18 protein-coding genes are annotated in these 15,277 nt (G+C 68.3%); 8 read left to right on the forward strand and 10 right to left on the reverse strand.

From position 1 onward, the window contains the following. The 6 genes from M529_RS31675 to M529_RS31700 form a co-directional block, all read left to right on the forward strand. On the forward strand, positions 1-1,201 hold a 1,201-nt coding region (locus M529_RS31675), incomplete at its 5' end, for an RluA family pseudouridine synthase (RefSeq protein WP_021317274.1). Further along, positions 1,198-1,800 (forward strand): FMN-binding negative transcriptional regulator, encoded by a 603-nt coding sequence (locus M529_RS31680; protein WP_021317275.1) that lies wholly within the window; start codon positions 1,198-1,200, stop codon positions 1,798-1,800. The genes M529_RS31675 and M529_RS31680, both read left to right, overlap by 4 nt. Further along, entirely contained in the window at positions 1,797-2,456 is a 660-nt protein-coding gene (locus M529_RS31685) for an HAD-IA family hydrolase (protein ID WP_021317276.1), read from the forward strand. The genes M529_RS31680 and M529_RS31685 overlap by 4 nt, the downstream gene beginning before the upstream one ends. Further along, a complete protein-coding gene (locus M529_RS31690) occupies positions 2,453-2,710 on the forward strand; it encodes a hypothetical protein (RefSeq protein ID WP_021317277.1) in 258 nt (85 codons plus the stop codon). The genes M529_RS31685 and M529_RS31690 overlap by 4 nt, the downstream gene beginning before the upstream one ends. Continuing rightward, complete coding sequence (locus M529_RS31695) at positions 2,707-3,402, forward strand: ATP12 family chaperone protein (protein WP_021317278.1); 696 nt, start codon at positions 2,707-2,709, stop codon at positions 3,400-3,402. The genes M529_RS31690 and M529_RS31695 overlap by 4 nt, the downstream gene beginning before the upstream one ends. A 106-nt stretch (positions 3,403-3,508) precedes the next feature. Beyond that, positions 3,509-4,225, forward strand: coding sequence for a hypothetical protein (locus tag M529_RS31700; RefSeq protein ID WP_408021268.1), 717 nt, complete (start codon positions 3,509-3,511; stop codon positions 4,223-4,225). Positions 4,226-4,264: 39 nt separating this feature from the next. On the opposite strand, the gene M529_RS31705 is transcribed toward M529_RS31700, so the two are convergent. The 3 genes from M529_RS31705 to M529_RS31715 are packed head-to-tail and all read right to left on the reverse strand — an operon-like array spanning position 4,265 to position 6,774. Continuing rightward, a complete protein-coding gene (locus M529_RS31705; RefSeq protein ID WP_021317280.1) occupies positions 4,265-4,951 on the reverse strand; it encodes a murein L,D-transpeptidase catalytic domain family protein in 687 nt (228 codons plus the stop codon). 52 nt (positions 4,952-5,003) lie between these two features. Then, entirely contained in the window at positions 5,004-5,303 is a 300-nt protein-coding gene (locus M529_RS31710) for a hypothetical protein (RefSeq protein ID WP_021317281.1), read from the reverse strand. A 4-nt stretch (positions 5,304-5,307) separates the two neighbouring features. Continuing rightward, a complete protein-coding gene (locus M529_RS31715; RefSeq protein ID WP_031294707.1) occupies positions 5,308-6,774 on the reverse strand; it encodes a L,D-transpeptidase family protein in 1,467 nt (488 codons plus the stop codon). Between the two features lie 57 nt (positions 6,775-6,831). Here M529_RS31715 and M529_RS31720 point away from each other — a divergent pair, with 57 nt between their 5' ends. Beyond that, positions 6,832-7,755 carry a histone deacetylase family protein gene (locus M529_RS31720; protein WP_031294709.1) on the forward strand — a complete coding sequence of 308 codons (924 nt, stop codon included), beginning with the start codon at positions 6,832-6,834 and terminating at the stop codon, positions 7,753-7,755. A gap of 62 nt (positions 7,756-7,817) precedes the next feature. After that, positions 7,818-11,066, forward strand: coding sequence for a tetratricopeptide repeat protein (locus tag M529_RS0124395; RefSeq protein WP_021317284.1), 3,249 nt, complete (start codon positions 7,818-7,820; stop codon positions 11,064-11,066). Positions 11,067-11,069: 3 nt separating this feature from the next. Here M529_RS0124395 and M529_RS31725 read toward each other — a convergent pair whose 3' ends face one another. The 7 genes from M529_RS31725 to hisB form a co-directional block, all read right to left on the reverse strand. Next, complete coding sequence (locus M529_RS31725; RefSeq protein WP_021317285.1) at positions 11,070-11,636, reverse strand: hypothetical protein; 567 nt, start codon at positions 11,634-11,636, stop codon at positions 11,070-11,072. Positions 11,637-11,722: 86 nt separating this feature from the next. Then, the gene (locus tag M529_RS31730) at positions 11,723-12,043 is read right to left on the reverse strand and encodes a phosphoribosyl-ATP diphosphatase (RefSeq protein WP_021317286.1); all 321 of its coding nucleotides are present in this window, start codon (positions 12,041-12,043) and stop codon (positions 11,723-11,725) included. Between the two features lie 41 nt (positions 12,044-12,084). Continuing rightward, positions 12,085-12,336, reverse strand: coding sequence for a PEP-CTERM sorting domain-containing protein (locus M529_RS31735; protein WP_021317287.1), 252 nt, complete (start codon positions 12,334-12,336; stop codon positions 12,085-12,087). 164 nt (positions 12,337-12,500) lie between these two features. After that, positions 12,501-13,265, reverse strand: coding sequence for an imidazole glycerol phosphate synthase subunit HisF (gene hisF / locus M529_RS31740; protein WP_021317288.1), 765 nt, complete (start codon positions 13,263-13,265; stop codon positions 12,501-12,503). An 11-nt stretch (positions 13,266-13,276) separates the two neighbouring features. Further along, positions 13,277-14,014, reverse strand: coding sequence for a 1-(5-phosphoribosyl)-5-[(5-phosphoribosylamino)methylideneamino]imidazole-4-carboxamide isomerase (gene hisA / locus M529_RS31745; protein WP_021317289.1), 738 nt, complete (start codon positions 14,012-14,014; stop codon positions 13,277-13,279). Positions 14,015-14,045: 31 nt separating this feature from the next. Continuing rightward, complete coding sequence (gene hisH / locus M529_RS31750) at positions 14,046-14,660, reverse strand: imidazole glycerol phosphate synthase subunit HisH (RefSeq protein ID WP_021317290.1); 615 nt, start codon at positions 14,658-14,660, stop codon at positions 14,046-14,048. A 13-nt stretch (positions 14,661-14,673) separates the two neighbouring features. Beyond that, positions 14,674-15,261 (reverse strand): imidazoleglycerol-phosphate dehydratase HisB, encoded by a 588-nt coding sequence (gene hisB, locus M529_RS31755; protein WP_021317291.1) that lies wholly within the window; start codon positions 15,259-15,261, stop codon positions 14,674-14,676. Positions 15,262-15,277: the final 16 nt, after the last annotated feature.

Here is a 15,277-nt window from a genome sequence, read left to right on the forward strand (position 1 = left end):
GCGTGCGCGCAAACCCGACGGCGCACCCGCGAAGAAGCCTGCCGCGGCACCCAAGCCGAAGCCGGCGCCCGCAAAGGCCGCACCGGCCAAGGGCGTATCGCTGGATGTGCGGCAGTTCCGGGTGGGCGCGGATGACGACGGCATCCGGTTGGACCGCTGGTTCCAGCGGCACCTGCCCGACGTGACCTTCAACCTGGTGTCGCGCTGGGCGCGCACCGGCCAGCTTCGCGTCGACGGCGCGCGCGCCGCGCCGGGCGACCGTATCGCGGAAGGCCAGACCATTCGCGTGCCCCCGGCCGAGCCCAAGGCGGCGGAAAACGCCAAGCCGCGCCGCGTCCGCCCGCAGCTCAGCGACGACCAGCTCGCCTTCGCCCAGGGCCTCGTCATCCATCGCGACGCGCAGGCGATCGTCATCAACAAGCCGCCCGGCCTCGCGACCCAGGGCGGCACCAAGACCGAGGAGCATGTCGACGGCCTGCTCGACGCGCTGGAATTCGAGCTCGACCAGCGCCCCAAGCTGGTCCACCGGCTCGACAAGGACACGTCCGGCGCACTGCTGGTGGCTCGGACGGCGCGCGCGGCCGCCTATTTCGCCAAGTCCTTCTCCAGCCGCACCGCGCGCAAGGTCTATTGGGCGCTGGTGCTGGGCGTGCCCAGCATCGAGGACGGCATGGTCGAGCTGCCCATCGCCAAGCAGCCCGGCACTGGCGGCGAGAAGATGCATGTGGACCAGGAGGAGGGGCTGCCCGCCCGATCCCGCTACCGGGTGATCGAGCGCGCGGGCAACCGTGCCGCCTGGGTCGAGCTGCAGCCTTATACCGGCCGCACGCACCAGCTGCGCGTCCACATGGCGGCGATCGGCCACCCGATCATCGGCGATGGCAAATATGGCGGCAAGGACGCGTTCCTGAGCGGCACGATCAGCCGCAAGATGCACCTTCATGCGCGGCGTATCCGCATCGACCATCCCGATGGAGGGCGGGTTGACGTGCGCGCGGAGCTGCCCGATCATTTCGCCGCGAGCCTGGCCTCGCTCGGCTTCGAAGAGGCGCAGGGCGACCTGCCGCTCGACGATGAGATCGCGCGCGGCCCGACCCGCGAGGATGAGAAGAAGGCGGCGCGCGCCCATGCCAAGCAGGTGCGCAAGGGCCGCCGGGGTGAACGCCGCTCGCGGGGGGCCGGGAGCACGCGCAAGGGATGACGCCCCGCGCGCCCTATCGCTGGGACGATGAAGCCGCCATCCGCGCCTTCGTCGGCGGGATCGGCTTCGGCCTGCTCTGCGCCACGGACGGGGACCGGGTCCACGCCGTCCACCTGCCGCTGGTCTGGCTGGACGAGACGCGCATCGGCCTGCATATCCATCGCGCCAACCCGATCGCGCGGCACCTGGACGGGCGGGAGGCGCTGATCGTCGTCACCGGGCCGGACGCCTATGTCAGCCCCGACTGGTATGGCGAGCCGGACCGGGTGCCGACCTGGAACTATGTCGCGGCCGAACTGCGTGGCCCGATGCGCGCGCTGGACGCGGCGGAGACCGCCGCCCATCTCGACGCGCTGTCCCACGAGCAGGAGCGGCGGCTCGCCCCCAAGCCCGCCTGGACGCGCGGCAAGATGACGGATGGACTGTTCGACCGGATGCTCGCGGGCCTGATCGGCTTCGCAATGCGGGTGGACGCGATGCGCGGCACCGCGAAGCTGGGGCAGGACAAGTCGCCTGCTGCCCGCGCCGGAGTGGCCGATGCCCTCGACGCGCTGGGCAAGGGGGATATGGCCGGGCTGATGCGGGCGGGCCGGCCATGACCAACCGTCTTGTCGTGTTCGATTGCGACGGCACGCTGGTCGACAGCCAGCACAGCATCTGCACCGCCATGACCCGCGCCTTCGAGAGCGCTCGGCTGACGCCGCCCGACCGGCTGGCGATCCTGTCGGTGGTCGGCCTGTCGCTACCCCATGCGATCGCCCGACTGCTGCCAGAGGCGGAGGCCGATTTCCACGACCATCTGTCGGACCGCTACAAGCAGGCCTTCCACCAGCTTCGCGCTGAAAAGGCGGTCAGCGAGCCGCTCTATCCCGGCATCGCCGACCTGATCCGCGATCTCGACGCGCAGGGCTGGCTGCTGGGCGTCGCGACCGGCAAGTCCGACCGGGGCCTCGGCCTGTGCCTCGCCCACCATGGCATTGCCGGGCATTTCGTCACGCTCCAGACCGCCGATCGCCACCCGTCGAAGCCGCATCCCTCGATGCTGCTGACGGCGATGGCGGAAGCGGGCGCTGCGCCGGAAACCACGGTGATGATCGGCGACACCCGCTTCGACATCGACATGGGGCTGGCCGCCGGGGTGCGCTCCATCGGCGTCGGCTGGGGCTACCATCCCCCGCACGAACTCGCCGAAGCGGGAGCCCATGCCGTCGCGATGGACAGCGCCGAATTGCGCCGCCATATCGGCACGCCATGACCGACACGCCGCCCATTCCACCCGTCGATCCGGAAAAGGTCGCCCGCCAGCGCTTCTTCGCGATCGGCCTGTTCCGTCTGTCCGGCGCCTTCATCGTGATGTTCGGCTTCCTCGTCCTGATGCAGCGCTTCGGCTGGGTGCAGGGCGGGAAGGCCAAGGCGATGGGCACGATCCTGGTGCTGGTCGGCCTGTTTCAGTTCGTCGCGGTGCCGCGCCTGCTGCTCGCGCTTTTCCGCCAGCGTCCGCCGCAATGAAGCGCTTCTACAAGGATGTGACGGTGGTGCCGGGGGAAGGCGGCCTTGGCGTGCAGCTGGATGGCCGCCCCGTGCGCACGCCCGCCCGCGCTCTGCTGGCGCTGCCCACCCCCGCGCTGGCGGAGGCGGTGGCGGACGAATGGCGCGCGCAGGGCGAGACCGTCGATCCCCGCGCCATGCCGATCACCGGCCTTGCCAATGCCGCGATCGACCAGGTGGCGCCGAACCATGTCGCCTTTGCGCAAGGGGTGGCACGCTATGGCGAAAGCGACCTGCTCTGCTACCGAGCGGAAGGGCCTGAGGCGCTCGTCGCCCGGCAGGCCGCGGCCTGGGATCCTCTGTTGGCATGGGCCGAGCAGCGATATGGTGTGCGTTTCCGCACGACGCAGGGCATCCTCCCCGTCGCGCAGCCCGGCGAGACGCTGGAAAGGCTGCAGGCGGTCGTGGCGGCGTTCGATCCCTTCACCCTTACCGGACTGTCGACGCTGGTGACGCTCACTGGATCGCTGGTTTGTGGATTGGCGGTGGTCGAGGGTGGCCATGACTCCGATTCCATCTGGGCGGCGGCTGAAATCGACGAGCGCTGGCAGGTCGAATTGTGGGGCGAAGATGCGGAAGCCGCGGCACGTTCGTCGCGGCGGCAGAGCGAATTTTCCATGGCACGAGCCTTTTGCGGGATGACTCGAGCCTGAAAGGGTTGGGAACCGCCTGCCTATCTTGTTCATTGTTTCTGCTACGGGACGGGTTTTTCGTCCGCTCCGACGCATCTGTCGAAACGTCCAAGGAGACCAGACGTTGTTGCGCCCTTGCCTTTCCGCCTTCCTGATTTTCGCCGCTCCCGTGGCGGTCGCCGCGCCCGCCTTCGCGCAGGATGCCGCAGCGCCTGCCGCCGCGCAGATGACCCCCGAGCAGATCGCCGCCTTCAACCAGGCCGTCACGGATTTCACCGCCGGCCAGACCGCCCAGCAGGCGGGCGACAACGCGACGGCAGTAGCGAAATATGATGCGGCCCTGCCCGCCATCCGCACTGCGGTGGAGGTCGATCCGTCGAAGATCGACAATGTGAACTTCCTCGCCAATGCCCTTTATGCCGATGCCGCCGCTTATGGCGCGCAGGGCCAGATGGACAAGGTGATCGCGCTCTACGGCGAATCCCTGCCCCACTGGCGCAAGGTGGTGGAGGCAAAGCCCACCGACACAGCCAGCCGCAACATCCTGGCGGGCATCCTGATCCAGATGGGCAACCAGAAGCTGGGCGCGCAGGACAAGGCCGGCGCCGATCCGCTCTATCAGGAAGCGCTGACTCTCGCCCGCAAGTCGGTTGCGGAAAACGGCACCGACAAGGTGAACAAGAACATCCTGCTGTCCGCCCTGATCGGCGCCAGCCAGACGGCGAACGATCCCGCACTGCAGACAGAGGCGCTGGACCTGGGCAAGTCGATGATGGCCGACGGCACGATCGACGCGATGAACAAGCCCTCGATCGAGGCGATGACCGGCCAGAAAACGGGCTGAGCAACCGGCATCCTTCCCCCGTGCGGGGAAGGATCGCCCTCAGGCTGCGGCGGGGCCGTTCAGCTTGTCGGCATAAAGCAGGCGGCCCGGTCCCATCAGGCCCAGCAGCTGCGGCAGCATGTGCGGCGCCACGGCGAAGCAGCCTTCGCTGCGGCCGATCTTGCCCCAGCTCGCGATGTGATCCTCGCTGACATAATCGGCGCCATGGATCACGATGGCGCGCATTTCCGCATTGTTGTTCTGCGGGTCGAGGCCTGCCAGGCGCATCGCCCGGCCATGCTGGCCTTCGTACAGCATCCCGGTCTTGAACGTGCCGGATGAGCTGGCGAGCGAATTGGGTTTATTGGAGAAGCTCTGCAGCCAGCCCGAATGCTCGGGGTCGGACCCGCGCCCGTGGGCGACGAGATAGGAGCTGGTCTGCCCGCCGAGCAGATCGACGACGTGAAACCGCAGGTCGCGCGAAGCGGCGTTGAAGTCGGCGATGGCGACCCGGTCCCGCAGCTCGAAGGAGCCGGCATGGAGGTCCAGCGCCGCCTTGGCGCGCTCCAGCAGCGGATACCAGGGCTTGTTCGCCAGCGGGTTGGCCGCAGGCGCGGCAGGAACCGGCGACGGGGCCGGCTGCGGCGGGAAGGGGGAAACCGGAAGGGCGGCTTTGCCGACGCTATCGGTGAGACAAGACAGGGCGAGCCCGCTGAAAGCGAACTTCATGAAATTGCGGCGATCCATGTCCGCAATATAACAAAGCGGCAGCCCCCGTCCAAGGCCGCCAGAACGCGCATCACTCGCCCGAGTTGCTCGCTTCGTCCGCGCTTTGCCCCGTTTCGCCGTCGAGGCGCGACGTCATGCCGCTGGCTTCCGCGTCGTCCTGGATCTGTTGCTGCTCGGAAACCGACGGCGGCGGGGCCGGAGTCGCGACCGCATTGTTGGACGGCTCTGGCGCGGCCTCGGGTTCCTCCACCACGATATTTTCGACCGGCGGCTCGACCAGATTGTTGGTCGCCGCCGGCTCTTCCGGCTTCTTGCCGCAGGCCGACAGGGCCAGCGCGGCGGCCAGGGAAACGAGCATGATCTTGCGCATGGGGTCAGTCCTTCGATGCGAGGGCGGGGGAGGGCGCGGCCGTGGGATCGAGCCGGCGGCTCGACGCCTCGATCTTCGACGCGAGCAGCTTGTCCCAGCCATAGGGGTCGGAACGGAAGTTCATGGTGCCGTTCGCGCTGGCGAAGGCGGTCCAGTAGAGCAGATAGACCGCCACCTGGCTGGGCAGCGACACCCGCTGCGTCTTGCCCGTGTCGATCAGTTCCTGGACCTTGCCGGCGAGGTTCGGGTCGGCCGCGACCATCAGCTCGGCCAGCGGCACCGGCTTTTCCAGCCGGATACAGCCATGGCTCGCCAGCCGGTCATAGCTGGAGAACTTCCCGCGCGACGGCGTATCGTGCAGATAGACGGCGAAGGGATTGTCGAAGTCGAACTTCAGCCGTCCGAGCGCGCTGTTCGGCCCGGCGGGCTGGACGATGCGCTCGCCGCCGCCCGGCGTGCCGACGATCTTGTAGCCCTGCCGAATCAGCGTTGCACGCCCCTTGGGCCACAGTTCGCGCTTGGCAATCGAGGCGGGCACGTTCCAGGGCGGATTGACGACGATCGAATGGATGTTGGACGACAGCATCGGCGTCTGGTTGTCCGGGCTGCCGGTAACGGCGCGCATCGACTTGACCGGCTGGTCGCCCTCGAACACCGTCAGGACCGCCGCCGCGATGTTCACCTGCACGCGGTTGACCGGCAAGGTGCGCGGCATCCAGCGCCAGCGTTCCATATTGGCCATGATCGCGCCGATGCGCTCGTCGACGGGCACGTTCAGTTCCTTCAGCGTCCGCGCATCGAGCAGGCCGGTGGGATTGAGCCCGTAGCGGCGCTGGGCGCGCTGCAGCACGTCGCTCAGCGGCTCGGCCGGGGTCACCGCGGGATCCTCGATGGCGATGCGCTTGCGCACCGCGTCGGGCGAAGAGTCGGCGCTCAGCATCGGCCAGCCGCCCTTGTCGCGGATGCGCTCATAGGTGGCGAGCCCCTTGCGCAAGCCGTCATAGCCCGCATAGGGCGGCGTCAGGCCGGCCGCCCATTGCGGCAGCCGATCCTCGGCTACCGCGCGGGCGAGCGCGGGGCGTGGGTCGACCGGCGTCGGGCGCAGCGCCCAGACGTTCAGGAAATCGGCGCTGTCGACCCGGCCGGTGCCCAGCGCCTTGGCCCGGTCAACCAGGGCGGTGATCAGCGCCTGGCCGGTCAGCGGCCCGGTCGCCCGGGCGCGCGCCATCAGTCCCTGTTCCGCGCCCTTCTGCAGCCAGTCGTTCGCCCAGGCCTCCTGTGCAGGGGACAGCGGCGGGATCGGTACCGGCGGGGGCACGATGATGGGCGGCGGCAGGACGGCCGGAGGTGTAGCCGGGGATGCGGCGGGGGGCAGGATCGACGTGGGGGCAGGGGGCTGTGCGATCGCCGGGAGGGCTATGGACAGCAGCAGCGGCAAGGTCGAAAGGCGGATCATATCGGGACGGTTCATGGCGGTGCAGATAACGCAAAGACTTGACAGTTGGAATCGCGAGTGCGGAAAAAGATGATGCTGCACGTCGTTCACCATCCGGCCTATGTCTCTCCGGCAACAGGCGGGGGCACCTTCCGCTTCGACAAATATGGTCTCGTCATGGACGCGCTGCGGGAAAGCGGCGCGGCGATGCGGGTGCACGAGCCCGATCCGATGCCGCTTTCCTGGATCGAGGCGGTGCACGATCCCGCCTATGTCGGGGAGGTGGCGACCCTGTCCGTCCCGCCCGCCAAGGAACGGCGCATCGGCTTCGCCGTCACCGAACGGGTGATGCGGCGGGCGATGCTGTCGCCTGGCGGCACATGGATGGCGGCCAGGCTGGCGCTGGTCCATGGCTATGCCGCCAATGCGGCCGGGGGCAGCCATCACGCGCTGCACCACACCGGCGCCGGCTATTGCGTCTTCAACGATCTTGCGATCACCGCACACCGGCTGATCGAGGAAGGGGACGCGCGGCGCGTCCTGATCCTCGACCTCGACGTGCACCAGGGCGACGGCACGGCGGCCTTGATGGCGGGACGCAGCGACGTGTTCACCCTGTCGGTCCACGCGGAAAGGAACTTCCCGGTGCGCAAGGCGCGATCCTCGCTGGACGTACCGCTGCCGGACGGGACGGGAGATGCCGCCTATCTCGCCCTGCTGGCCGATATCCTTCCGCCGGTGCTGGACGATTTCGCACCCGACCTCATCCTCTACCAGGCCGGCGTCGATACCCATGCCGACGATCGGCTGGGCCGGCTGGCGCTCAGCGACGAAGGGCTCGACGCGCGCGACCGCTTCGTCATGCGCATGGTGAAGGCGCGGGGCGTCCCGCTCGCCAGCACCATGGGCGGCGGCTACGGCGCCGATCGCATGGCGGTGGCCAGCCGCCACGCGGCCTGCATGGTGCGGCTGGCGGAGGAGGCGGGTGGGTGGCTTGCGAATCGAGCCGGAGCCTGAGATCAGAAGGGAGGGAAGCGGCACCATGGGGCATGCGGTTCGCTCCGACCGATAGGGGGGTTATGAAGCGTTTCGCCATTCTGTTCACGGCCGTCAGCGCGATCGCCACGGCGGCGCATGCCGGCGACCAGCCCGTGATCGGTCCTGCCCCTGCCTGGGTGGTCGCATCGCCACCGCTGCCGCCCGCTGGCAAGACGGGCGAGGCTCCTGTCGAACTGCTGCTGTCCGACCAGCAGGTGCGGCTGGAGAAGGGAAGGCAGACCGTCTATTCCGACGTGGCGATGCGGATCGGTACGCCGCAGGGGCTGGCGGCTGGCAATATCTCCTTCCCCTGGCGGCCGGAAACCGACGAATTGACCGTGCACAAGCTGGTCATCCGCCGCGGCGATCAGCTGATCGACGTGCTCGCCTCGGGCCAGAAATTCACCGTCATCCGTCGCGAGCAGAATCTGGAAACCGCGACGCTGGACGGTGTGCTGACCGCCAACATCCAGCCGGAAGGATTGCAGGTTGGCGATATTCTCCAGTTCGCCTTTTCCATGTTCTCCTCCGATCCGACGATGCGGGGGCATGTCGAACAGGTCGGTGCCATATGGAATGTCCTGCCGGTGGGACGGGCGCGCCTGCATGCGGAATGGCCCGCCAGCCTTCCTGTCCGGATGCGCGCGGGCGGCGGGCTGGCCGCAGCCCGGCCGGTGCGCAAGGGCGAGCTGATGAGCGTCGACTATGACCCGGGCCGGGTGGAGCCGATCATTCCGCCCAAGGGCGCTCCCGCCCGCTACGCCATGGGTCGCTATGTCGAATTCACCGACTTTGCCTCCTGGGCCGAACTCGGTGCTCTGCTGGCGCCGCTCTATACGAAGGCGGCGGCGCTGCCGGAGCAGGGGCCGCTGCGCAGCGAGTTCGACCGCATCGCTGCGTCGTCGCCCGACCCGAAGGCGCGCGCGCAGGCGGCGCTGACGCTGGTGCAGGACAGGGTGCGCTATGTCGCACTCGCCATGGGGACGGGCGGCCTGGTGCCGGCCGACGCGGAAGTCACCTGGTCGCGCCGCTATGGCGACTGCAAGGGCAAGACCGCGCTGCTGCTGGCGCTGCTGCACGGCCTCGGGATCGAGGCCGAACCGGTCGCGGTGAACGCGCTGTCCGGCGACGGCATCGATCAGCGCCTTCCCATGATAGGCCTGTTCAACCATGTGCTGGTGCGGGCGGTCATCGGCGGCAAGACCTATTGGCTCGATGGCACGCGCAGCGGAGACACCAGCCTGGACAGGCTGAAAGTGCCGGATTTCGGCTGGGGCCTGCCGCTGCTCGCCAAGGATGCGGCGCTCGTCCGCATGCTGCCGGCGCCGCTGGACACGCCGGACACGACGGTGTCGGTCACGATCGACGCCACCGGCGGTCTCACGGTTCCGGCGCCCTTCAAGGTGGAGACGGTGCTGACCGGGGACGCGGCGTTCGCGACCAGGACCAATCTGGCGGGACTCACCGAAGCCGCGCGGGAAGACAGCCTGCGGCGATACTGGAAAGGCGAATATGACTTCGTAGAGGTGAAGTCGACGGGCGCGACCTTCGATGAGAGGACGGGTGAAGAGCGCCTGACCATGGAGGGGCTCGCCCGGATGGACTGGGACGACGGCTGGTACGAGGCCGACGGGATGCGGGTGGGCTACAAGGCCGATTTCGTCCGGGACGCGAAGCAGGACCAGAGCGCGCCCTTCGCGGTCGCCTATCCCTTCTACAACCGGACCACCGAAACCATCCTGCTGCCGCCCGGTTTCTCGGGCAAGGCGGGTGCCGACAATGCCGATGTGGACGAAACCGTGGCCGGCATCGCCTACAAGCGGAAAGCGACGCTCGACGGAAACGTCTTCCGGATCGAAAAGACCGAGCGCAGTCTCGTGCCGGAGTTCCCCGCGAGCGAAGCCACGGCGGCGCAGGCCGCCTTGCGCAGGCTGGCGGACAGCACCGTCTATCTGCGCAAGCCGTCAGGCTACCGGCCGACGGACCGGGAACTGGCCATCATGACCCAACAGACTCCTGCGGATTCTGCCGGCTATTTCCGGCGTGGCCTTGTCCTTATGGACCGTAACCGGCTGGACGAGGCGGTGGCCGATTTCACCAAGGCGCACGAACTCAAGCCGACAGATGTATGGCCGCTGGCGAATCGCAGTCTCGCCTATGTCTGGAAAGGCGACAACGCCGCCGCTTCTGCTGACATTGCCGCAGCCCAGGCCCTGGACCCCAGAAACCCGGTCACGTTCCGCGCCGTCGGCCTGATGGCCGAGCGCAAGGGAGAATGGGCCGCCGCCGCCGATGCCTATGGCAAGTCGCTGGAAGGCGAGCCGGGCAATAGTTTCGCCCTCATCCGGCGGGCGATGGCCCAGCGCAATGCCGGAAACGAGGACGCTGCGCTGAGGGATGCCACCGCGGCGCTGGCGGTCGATCCGCGCCAGGTGGATCTGTATATGCTGCGGGCCACCATTTTACGCGGCAAGGGCGACCGGGAAGCGGCGGCAAAGGAAGCCGTCGCTCTGGAAAAGGCTGTCCCCGATGAATCCTATGCCCATGTGGCGGCTGCGAGCATCTATCATGCCATGGGCCTATGGGACGACGCGCTGAAGGCCTATGACCGGGCGCTGGCGGTGAAGCCGGAGGCCTATATCTACCTCAACCGCGGCCTGCGGCGCCCTAAGGCTGATCTTGCCGGCAGGGAAGCGGATTTCGACGAAGCCGTGCGCCGTGACCCAACCCTTGTGGAAGCTTGGGCCGCGAAGTCCGATCTGGCGCTGGAACGTGGCGATGTGAAGGGTGCTATCGAGAGCTATTCGCAGGCTATCGCGAAGTCGCCCAACAATACCGATCTGTTGACCGGACGCGGCCTTGCCTATGATCGGGCCGGCCAGCGGGCGCTCGCCGACAAGGACTTCGCCGCCGCGCGGGAGCGGGCGACCGATCCCGTGCTGCTCAACAATATGTGCTGGAAGAAGGCGACCGCCGGCCAGGCGCTCGAATCGGCGTTGGCGGACTGCAACGGCGCGCTGGCGAAGGTGCCGGACATGGCCGGGTTCCTGGACAGCCGCGCGATGGTGCTGCTGCGCCTCGGCCGGTTGGACGACGCGATCGGCGACTATGACAAGGTGCTGGCGAAGCAACCCTATAGCTCCTCCTTCTACGGCCGCGCGCTCGCCTGGGCCGGCAAGGGAGACAAAGCGAAGGCCGAGGCCGACCGCGCCGCCGCGCTCAAGCTGGCTCCCCAGGTGGAGGAGCAGTTCGCGGGCTATGGGCTCCCCTGGCCGGCCGAGGCGCGCTGACGCTCAGTGCAGCGTGCCGGCCGGGCTGGACACCTTCTCCTCCATCAGCTTCGCGGCGATGAGGCCTGCGGCGGCGAGCGCGAGGAAGTCGCTGATGGCGAGGTAGAGGATATAGCCCCAGGGGGCATGGTTGAAGACGGCCTGGCCGACATGCGGCCACAGTACCGCAACCAGTGCAAACAGCGCTGCCGCGCGCGCCCGGCCGGCAAATCCCCCGGCGACGAAGCGCAGCGCGAAGGCGATCAGTAGGCCGACGACCAGCGCCAGCACGAAGCCGCCGATCAGGCTGGCGCCGTCGGTCACGGGAAAGCCGCCGCTGTTGTAGAAGACCTGCGCCACGGGCCCGCGGCCGTAGAGGATGGTGCCCTGCGCCGTCGCGGGATCGGGGATCACATAGACGCCGGTGCCACCGGGTGTCAGGGCCTGTGCCAGCGCGGCCTGCAGGTTCGCGCTCGCCTGCCCGTCGGCCCGACTCAGCGCGATCGCGCTCAGCGGCGTACCCCAGAAGAGGAAGCCGAGGATATACATTGCAAAGCCGCCCAGCAGGCCGCCGATCACCGTTCGTACCATGGCCGTATCCTCCCTGTCCGTGTGACTCGATCCGGCAAGTCAAACGCCAGGGACGGCCTATCTTTCCGCCTGCGGAATAAAAGATGTCAGTCGGACTTGCGTGCAGCCTTTTCGGCGAGGCCCGAGACGCCCTCGCGCCGTTCCAACTCGTCGAGCACCGCGTCGAGCGGCACGTCGAGGTCGGCCAGCAGCACGATCAGGTGGAACAGCAGGTCGGCGCTTTCCCCGACCAGCCCCTGCCGGTCGTCCGCCATGGCGGCGATCACCGCCTCGACCGCTTCCTCGCCCACCTTCTGCGCGATCTTGGCGCGGCCACGCGTGGTCAGCTTCGCCACATAGGAAGCGGACGGATCGGCCGCCCGCCGCTGGCGGATGGTCCGTTCGAGGTCGAAGAGGGTCGCGCGCATCGCGCCATCAAGCGCGCGGCACGCGACCCGTCAACGAAAACTTACTTGCGCTTGCGGCGCGCCGCAAACATGCGCAGGCCCAGCACGGCCGAACCCATGGCGAACAGCGTCATCTGCTCCGGCTCCGGCACCGGCGTGGGCGTGCCGCCCGAGCTGCTGCCACCCGAGGACGAGCTGCCGCCCGAAGACGTGCCGCCGCACTTGCCGAACCAGCAGAAGGTCGCATTGGCGGGCGTCGCCGCGCCGATCAGGCCGGCCGCGCCGACCGCGAGAAGAAGCTTGTTGATGGTCATGTTTCGCACCCCTTGTTTCCGTTCAAGTCCATGTTGTTCGAACTCGACCCGGAAAGGGTAAAGCAGGGGGCGTGCCGGAATCGCCGAAGTCACGGATTCTCGCCCGACAGACTGGTTAACGCCGTCCCGCCGATCATGGTTACTGTAAGGTAAATCGACGTTTTTCAGGCCGTGCGCACGGGAACCCCGGCCGCCGCCAGCGCCCGGTGCGCGTCGGCGATGCTGTGCTGGCCGAAATGGAAGATCGACGCCGCCAGCACCGCGCTTGCATGGCCCAGCGTTACGCCTTCGACCAGATGCTCCAGCGTGCCGACGCCGCCGCTCGCGACCACCGGCACCGTCACGGCATCGGCGATCGCGCGGATGAGGGCGATGTCATAGCCCTGCCGCGTGCCGTCGCTGTCCATCGAGGTGACCAGCAGCTCGCCCGCGCCCAGTTCGGCAAGGCGCACGGCGTGCTCCAGCGCGTCGATGCCGGTCGCCTTGCGCCCGCCATGGGTGAAGATCTCCCACCGTCCCTCGGCCACGCGCCGTGCATCCACCGATCCGGTGATGCACTGGCTGCCGAAGCGGTCGGCGATCTCGGCGACGACTTCGGGCCGGGCGACCGCGGCGCTGTTCACCGCCACCTTGTCCGCCCCCGCGAGCAGCAGCGCGCGTGCGTCCTCCGCGCTACGCACCCCGCCGCCCACCGTGACAGGCATGAAGCAGACCTCCGCCGTGCGCCGCACGACGTCCAGGATGGTGCCCCGCGCCTCGTGGCTGGCGGTGATGTCGAGGAAGCACAGCTCGTCCGCCCCGGCCGCGTCATAGACCCTTGCCTGCTCGACCGGATCGCCCGCGTCGCGCAGGTCGACGAAGTTGACGCCCTTCACCACGCGTCCATTGGCGACGTCCAGGCAGGGTATGACGCGGGTGCGGACGGTCATCTCCGGCGCCTTCAAACCGCCGCCTGCGCCACGGCGAGCGCGGTCTTCAGGTCCAGCCGCCCGTCATAGAGCGCTCGCCCGGTGATGACACCCTCGATCCCTTCGTCGGCATGGAGGCTGAGGATGCGGATGTCGGCGATGCCCGCGACCCCGCCGCTGGCGATCACCGGGATGTCGGTTGCCCGGGCCAGGTCCACCGTCGCCTCGATATTGCAGCCCTTGAGCAGACCGTCGCGGCCCACATCGGTGAAGAGCAGGCTGGCGACGCCCGCATCCTCGAACCGGCGGGCGAGGTCGACGACCGGCATGTCGGACTTCTCCGCCCAGCCGTCGGTCGCGACGAAGCCGTCGCGCGCGTCCACCGCGACGACGATGCCGCCGGGAAAGTCGCGCGCCGCCGCCTTGACGAAGGCGGGATCCTTCAGCGCCGCGGTGCCGATCACGATGCGCGAGACGCCAAGATCGAACCAGCGCTCCACCGCCTCGCGGTTGCGGATGCCGCCGCCCAGTTGCACATGGCCGGGAAAGGCCTCGACGATGCGCTCCACCGCCTCGGCATTGACCGCATGGCCTGCGAAGCTGCCGTCCAGATCGACGACATGCAGGTGCCCGGCGCCGGCCTGCGCGAACAGCATCGCCTGTGCGGCGGGATCGTAGCCATAGACGGTGGCGCGGTCCATGTCGCCTTCGGCCAGGCGCACCACCTGACCGCCCTTGAGGTCGATGGCGGGGAAGACGATCAAAGACATCTCAGCAGAATCCGAACGGGGGCGGAGCGGCTCACGGCCGCCACGACAGAAAACGGGCGAGAAAGGAAAGGCCGTAACGCTGGCTCTTTTCCGGGTGGAACTGGCAGCCGATGATCGTGTCGCGCGCAATGGCGGCGACCAGCGGCCCGCCGTGATTCGTTACGGCGGCGATATGATCTCCGATCTCCGCCTCGAAATGATAGCTGTGCAGGAAATAGGCCTCCCCCGCCTCCAGCAGCGGCGCCGTGCCGGCCAGCGTCACGTCGTTCCAGCCCATGTGCGGAATCTTCACTGTGGGATTGCCGGGCTCGATCCGCTTCACCGTACCGGGAACCCAGCCAAGTCCCTCATGCCGGCCGAACTCCTCGCCGGCGTCGGCGAGCAGCTGCATGCCCACGCATACGCCCAGAAAGGGCATGCCGCGCTTATTGACCGCCTCGTTCATCGCCTCGACCATGCCGGGGATCGCCACCAGCGCGTCGCGGCAGGCGCGGAAGGCGCCCACGCCCGGCAGCACGATGCGATCGGCGCCGCGGACCACCTGGGGGTCGGCGGTGATCACCGCATCGTCCGCGCCCGCCTTGCGCAGCGCGTTGTGGACCGAATGGAGGTTGCCGGCGCCATAGTCGATCAGCGCGGTGGTCACGGCATCCCCCGGGTCACAGCATGCCCTTCGTCGAGGGAATCGCGTCCGCCTTGCGCGGGTCGATCTCCACCGCCTGCCGCAGCGCACGGGCCAGCCCCTTGAAGCAGCTTTCGACCACATGATGGTTGTTGCTGCCGTAGAGATTTTCGACATGCAGCGTGATGCCCGCCGCCTGCGCGAAGCTGTGGAACCAGTGCTCGATCAGCTCGGTGTCCCATTCGCCCAGCCGCTGCACGGTGAAGGGCGCCTTGAACACCAGCCATGGGCGGCCCGAAATATCGAGCGCCACGCGGGTCAGCGTCTCGTCCATCGGGGAATAGACGCTGCCGTAGCGTGCGATGCCGCGCTTGTCGCCCAGCGCCTTCGCGACCGCCTCGCCGATCGCGATCGCGGTGTCCTCGGTGGTGTGATGCTGGTCGACATGCAGGTCGCCGACCGTCTTCACGGTCATGTCGATCAGCGAATGGCGCGACAGCTGCTCGATCATATGGTCGAGGAAACCGATGCCGGTCGACACGGTGTAGAGGCCGGTGCCGTCCAGGTTGACGGTCACGTCGATCCGCGTTTCCGCGGTGTTGCGGTGAATCTCGGCCGTGCGCATGGCCGCCCTATAGCGA

It is taken from the genome of Sphingobium ummariense RL-3, assembly GCF_000447205.1.
Lineage (GTDB): Bacteria > Pseudomonadota > Alphaproteobacteria > Sphingomonadales > Sphingomonadaceae > Sphingobium > Sphingobium ummariense.